The organism is Streptomyces sp. NPDC052042 (genome assembly GCF_044548345.1).
In the GTDB taxonomy this organism is placed as follows: domain Bacteria; phylum Actinomycetota; class Actinomycetes; order Streptomycetales; family Streptomycetaceae; genus Streptomyces.
The window spans coordinates 1-5713 of record NZ_JBIUBU010000066.1 but is presented as its reverse complement, the minus strand read 5'-3'; the positions used below and the strand labels follow the sequence as shown (position 1 = coordinate 5713).

Below are 5713 nucleotides of genomic sequence, written 5' to 3'. Positions count from 1 at the left end.
ATCTTCAGGAGTCCACACAACCCCCGATGATCACGCGGTGGCCGTACCCGTTCCCAGCCGGGTCCGCGACAAGATCGCGAAGTCAGACTGGAGTATTAAGCGCTGGTGGCCCAACCTCATCCACCTGCGCGTGGCGGTCCCCGACTGGCTGCCGCCCCTCGCACACGGCCTGGTCGTCCATAGCGAGCAAGCCCGCCTCCACGGCGCCAGACACTGCGACGCGCTCACCGACGCCCTGACCACCCTGACCCGATAGAAGAAGAGAAAGGGGAGAATCCTCGTGCACGCCGCCTGGGACCCCGTCCACACCGACTACGCCGCCCGCACCGCACTCCCCGGCCCCCGCGGGCTCGCCGAGAGCACCGACGACTGGCTCGCCATCCACCGCGGCGCCCCGAACGGGCACCTGCTGCACCCCGGCACCAACCAGATGCTCGCCTCCCTCACCAGCGGCCGACCCGTCCACCTGATGCACACCACCCCCTACCTCGGCGCCATCCGAGCCACCGGCGAACTCCACGGCTCCGGCGGCTGCCTGGTCGGCGCCCTGTACTGCGCCCCGCTCACCGCCACCCCCGACGGGCTGCGCCCACACAACCTCGGCACCTACCTGCTGCGGACCAAACCTGACACCAAGACCCTCGTCTTCGAGGTCCGGCCCGAAGCACCCGCGCCGGCCAAGGGCCTGAACTACCTCCACCTCGGCGGCATCCACCTGGACACTTACCTGGCCCACCGCGGATTCCTGACCGAGGGCGAGGACGACCACCTCCGGCAGAACGCCGTGGAAAGGCTCCGCGAGGCCTCCGGATTCCTGGACCTGCTGATCGCCGACGCCCGCGGCGAGCACACCGCCTCCACGACCGCGTTCTTCCACCAGCTGGCCGCGACCGTCCCGCACATGCCGTTCCTGGGCTACCTGTACTTCGAGGTCCTGTCCGAGTACCTGCTGCTGCACTCCACCAGTGCCGAGACCAAGGCCTACGCGTTCGCGGGGGAAATGAACAACCGCCTCTACAAGGAGCTCGCGTTCGCCGCCGTCAAGACGATGGGCCACCTGTTCGACCTGGCCCTGTTCAACCCCGACCGCACCCAGCTCACCGAGCTGATCGACCGGATCGATCCCACGCTCGCCCTGGGCGCCGACGCCTACGTACGACGGCGCCTGCCGCACCTGTTTGCCTGCGCCGCGCTCGGCCCCGACCGTGATGCGGGCGAGGTGTCCTTCCGGCACGCGGGCACCGACTTCGACACCCTGGCCACCACGGCGCCGCACCTGACCGGACAGCTCGTCTTCCGCGAGATGCGGACCCTGCCCCGCTACCCGGCGCTCTTCCCAGTGTTCGAACAGGCCAAGGCGACCTCCGTGTACGCGTACTGGAACAGCCAGAACATCGCCGTCCCCTTCAGCGGGGTGCTGCCCAAGGGCGAGCTCGGCCTCAACCTCGCCTTCCCCCGCGCCTCGTGCACCGCGTGGGTGGCCGAGACCTGCGACCGCGGGCTGCTGCACCCCACCGAACAGCTCAACCTCCTGCCCATCCCGCGCCTGGCCGACCTGCGCGGCACCGCCCTGGGCCGCGCGGCCTTCCCCGGCCCGTCCACGCGCTCGGCCCTGGTCGGCGCGATCTCCGCCGCCTGACCGCCCCTTCCCACTCTCCACGAGGAGCACCTGATGCGTATCGTCCTGCTCGGCGGCGCCGGCTATCTGGGCACCGTTGCCGCACGTCACCTGACCGAACTGGGCCACCACGTCACCGTCGTCGACGGCCTGATCTACAGCCGCGGCGACGACCCCGCCCGTCTCCTGCCGCCGACGAGTACCTTCGTGAACGCCGATCTGCGAGATGCGGACGCGCTGCGCCGGGCGGCCACTGGCGCCGACACCGTCGTCCACCTTGGTGGCCTGGTCGGCGAGCCCGCCTGCGCCCTCGACGAGCAGCTCGCCGTCGAGCTCAACTACGCCTCGCCCGTCCTGGCCGCCGAGGCGGCCCGCGCGGCCGGTGTCGAGCACTACGTCTTCTTCTCCTCCTGCAGCGTCTACGGCCGCCACGCCGGCACCGTCGACGAGGACACCGCGCCCAACCCGCTCGGCATCTACGCCCGCACGAAGGTCCTGGCCGAGCGCACCCTGACCGGCCTGCTGGAGGACCGAGCGCTGAGCGTGCTGCGGCTGGCCACCGTGCACGGCCGCTCCCCGCGCCAGCGCCTGGACTCCGTCGCCAACCGCATGACCGCCCAGGCCGTCGCCACCGGGCGCATCCCCCTCAACGGCGGCGGCCAGCGCCGCCCCCTCGTCCACGTCGCGGACGTCGCCGACGTTCTCGCCCAGGTCCTCGCCACCCCGGCCGGACACCGGATCTTCAACGTGGGCGCCGAGGAGGAGAACTACACCATCGCCCAGATCGCCGCCGTGGTAGAGCAGACGGTCCCTGGAACCCGCATCGACGCCGGCCCCGAGCGCGATGAGGCGGACGCCCGGGACTACCGCACCAGCTTCGCCCGCCTGGCCGCCGTCTTCCCCGGCGCCTGCCCCACCTCCCTGGCCCACGGTGTGCGCGAGGTCGCCGCCGCCATGAAGGAGCTTGAGGACCCCGGCCTGCCCGAGTACGACAACCTCGCCGGCCTCAAGCACTCCCTGGCCCAGGGCCGCATCCGCGCGCTCGGCAATGGCGACTGCGCCCGCCTGCACGCCGACTACACCGACGCCACCTGGAGCCCGCGATGAACCAGACCCTCGCACCGGCGGCCGCGCCGCTGCCGTGGAACCGGCCGATGATCGGCGAGGCCGAGATCGCCAGCGTCATCGACACGCTCCGCTCCGGGTGGCTGACCCACGGCCCCAAGGCCACCCGCCTGGAGCTCGCCGTGCGCGAGCGCCTTCACGTCGAGGATGCCTTCGCCGTCACCTCCTGCACCGCCGCCCTCCACCTGGCCTTCCTCGCCGCCGAAATCGGCGCCGGCGACGAGGTCATCACCCCGAGCCTGACCTTCTGCGCCGCGCCGAACGCCATCCGCCACGTCGGCGCGAACCCGGTGTTCGTCGACATCGACCCCATCACGCTGTCCGTCACCCACGAGGCGGTCGAAGCCGCGATCACCCCGCTCACCCGGGCCATCGCCGTCATGCACTACGGCGGCCAGATGTGCGACATGCGCGCCTTCCGCCGACTCGCCGACCGCCACGGCCTGTTGCTGATCGAGGACGCCGCCCACGCCCTGCACGCCAGCCGCAACGGCCTGCCCGCCGGCAGCTCCGCCGACCTGTCGACGTTCAGCTTCTACGCCAACAAGGTCGCCGCCGCCGGGGAAGGCGGGCTGCTCGTCGGCCGCGGTGAACTCGTCCACAAGGCCCGGCTGCTGGGCCGGCACGGCATCGACTCCTCCGTCTGGCAGCGGCACGGCAAACGCAACACCGCCGACTACGAGGTCACCGTCCCCGGCCTGAAGTACGTCATGTCCGACCTCACCGCCGCCCTCGCCATCGTCCAGTACGACCGGCTGGAGGAGTTCACCCGGCGCCGAGCCGACATCGCCGCCGCCTACACCAGCGCCTTCGCCCACCTGCCCGGCCTGGCAACACCCGCTGTCCTGCCCGGCGCTGAGCACGGCTGGTTCCTCTACGCGGTCCTCATCGACCCCCACGCCGCGCCCCTGGACCGCGACCAGGTCGCCGCCGCGCTGCTGGAGCGCCACCAGATCTCCACCAGCGTCCACTTCAAGCCCGTCCACCTCCTGGGCCCCTACCGGGACATGGTCCACCGGCTGCTGCCGGTCACCGAGACTGCCGCCGCCCGCCAGCTGTCCCTCCCGTGCTACCCGGCGATGACCGACCAGGACGTCGAACGCGTCATCCACGCCGTCCGGGAGCTGTGGAGCTGACCGGCGGGCGCACAGAGTACGCGGAGCACCGGCGGAGCACCACGGTCTGAGGCGGTGCTCCGCCGGTGCTCTGTGCCGCACCGCTGAAGCACCACCCGACTGCCTTCCGGCCGACCGGCGCCCCACCCATCGTGGAACCGCCGCAGAACACCGCGCCCCAGCCTCTCCCCGTATGCCGTCCAGGAGATCACCCATGCCCGAAAGCCCCGAAGGCCTGCGCGTCGTTGTCGCCGGCGACCGGGCCGGCGCCGCCTTCGCCCACACCCTGTCCGGCCACGCCGCGGCCCATCCGCGCGTCAGGTCTCTGGTCCAGGTCGGCCTCGGCGAGGAGACACCGGCCTATCCGGACATCGCCTTCGCCGCCGCCCAGCTCATTGCCGGCGGGCACGCGGACCGGGCCCTGCTCATCTGCCACACCGGGCTGGGCATGGCCATCGCCGCCAACAAGGTCCGCGGCGTGCGCGCAGTCACCGCCCACGACCCCTTGAGCGTGGAGCACGCGGTGACCCACAACGACGCCCAGGTCCTGTGCCTGGGCGTCGGAGTTGTTGGCCTCGCCCTGGCCCGGGAGCTGACCGGCCAGTGGCTGAACCACACCTTCGACCCCACCTCCCGTGCCGCGGCGAAGGTCGCCGACCTCGATCCGCGGAGGGTTGGAAACGCGCTCGCCGCCAGCGTCGCGCCACGGCTCGCTTACCTGGTCGCTGCCTTGGGCGGCAGCAGCGAACGGCCCCCACCACGGGGGCGCTTCGTCCTGTTCGGCACCGAACCAGACGCGCTCGCGCGGCAGCCAGAACGCCGGTGTGCAATGCGTGCCGTCGGAGGCCAGGAAGGAATGAGGCTCGTACACCCATGGCACTTCGAGGAAGTCAAAGAACACCGACCAGCGGGCATGAAGCTCCGTGCGAAAGCGCGCCGTGACCACCTCGTACACCATGAACCCTCCCGCTGAGAAGCCTTTCCGCAGTGCCCCACGATGTTCCTGCGAACTGGCGCCGACCGGCCACCATCACCAGTTCAGCCCCCAGACTTCGCTACATAGAGGGAGTTTCCGCCTGAGCAGGTGACCGTATAGAGGGCAGGGCGGGCATCAGGCCTACTGATGGTCCCCGGGGCCGGGGTGACGCACGGCGCGGCCGAGGAAGGCCTGGTTGGCCCGGACCGACGGCACGCTCGTCGGATTCGCCCGGGCGGCGAGTTCGGCCGTCTCCTGGTCCACCGGATAGTGGTCCTTGCCGCCCAGCCAGACGTTGTACACGCGGGCGGGATGAGCGTCCGTCGGGTGCGGTAAGCGCAGTGCCTGGTCCATGAGTTCATCACCTCGTGCGGTAGTCGGGGCCCGGCCACGGTCCCCCCCGCTCGGCCCACTTCATCCGCTGGCCGCAACAGCCGATGAGGAGCAGCGGGCGGCAACGAGCCCTCCGCAGAACCGCAATGGGCGGAAGGCGGCCTGCAGATCACCGACGAGCCGCGAGACGGTGCTGGTCGACAGCCAGGTGCCCCGAGGCCCGGCAGGCCGCGCGAGCCGACGTGTTTCCCCCACGTGCAGCAGATCGGACAGGGAGGTCGGCACCACGGGACGTCCTCGCTCTGCTGTTCGCTGATCGTGACCAGGCCGACCAGCTTGCGATCCCGAGCAGTGTCTACTTGTTGACCATCTGGTGTGAGTTGGCGGATTCGGCCAGCAGCAGAACGTACGCTGAGGCGCGGTGAGTTGAAGGATGGGACTGCCCATTTGAGGCTCTCCTGCCGCATGAGTGGGTCATTCCGTCGTGAGTTGGCGACCTGGGAGGGTGGGGCGGGGGCCGGCGAGGGTGAGCATGACGAGGGCGAT

At 70.9% G+C, this 5713-nt stretch carries 4 protein-coding genes and 2 pseudogenes; 5 read left to right on the top strand and 1 reads right to left on the bottom strand.

Annotation, left to right across the window (positions count from 1 at the left end; genetic code table 11):
* From ACIHCL_RS36750 to ACIHCL_RS36730, 5 genes and pseudogenes are all read left to right on the top strand, one after another.
* Window positions 1-256 (top strand): annotated as a pseudogene (locus ACIHCL_RS36750) (hypothetical protein); the annotation flags it as partial.
* 24 nt (window positions 257-280) lie between these two features.
* On the top strand, window positions 281-1639 hold the full coding sequence (locus ACIHCL_RS36745; protein WP_399868899.1) for a hypothetical protein: 1359 nt from the start codon (window positions 281-283) through the stop codon (window positions 1637-1639).
* A gap of 33 nt (window positions 1640-1672) precedes the next feature.
* Window positions 1673-2725, top strand: coding sequence for an NAD-dependent epimerase/dehydratase family protein (locus tag ACIHCL_RS36740; protein ID WP_399868898.1), 1053 nt, complete (start codon window positions 1673-1675; stop codon window positions 2723-2725).
* Complete coding sequence (locus ACIHCL_RS36735; RefSeq protein WP_399868897.1) at window positions 2722-3879, top strand: DegT/DnrJ/EryC1/StrS family aminotransferase; 1158 nt, start codon at window positions 2722-2724, stop codon at window positions 3877-3879. Before ACIHCL_RS36740 ends, ACIHCL_RS36735 begins: the two co-directional genes overlap by 4 nt.
* A gap of 193 nt (window positions 3880-4072) precedes the next feature.
* Window positions 4073-4831 (top strand): RpiB/LacA/LacB family sugar-phosphate isomerase, encoded by a 759-nt coding sequence (locus ACIHCL_RS36730; RefSeq protein WP_399868896.1) that lies wholly within the window; start codon window positions 4073-4075, stop codon window positions 4829-4831.
* 168 nt (window positions 4832-4999) lie between these two features.
* Here ACIHCL_RS36730 and ACIHCL_RS36725 read toward each other — a convergent pair.
* Window positions 5000-5188: pseudogene (locus tag ACIHCL_RS36725) on the bottom strand (SAM-dependent methyltransferase); the annotation flags it as partial.
* Window positions 5189-5713 lie beyond the last annotated feature (525 nt).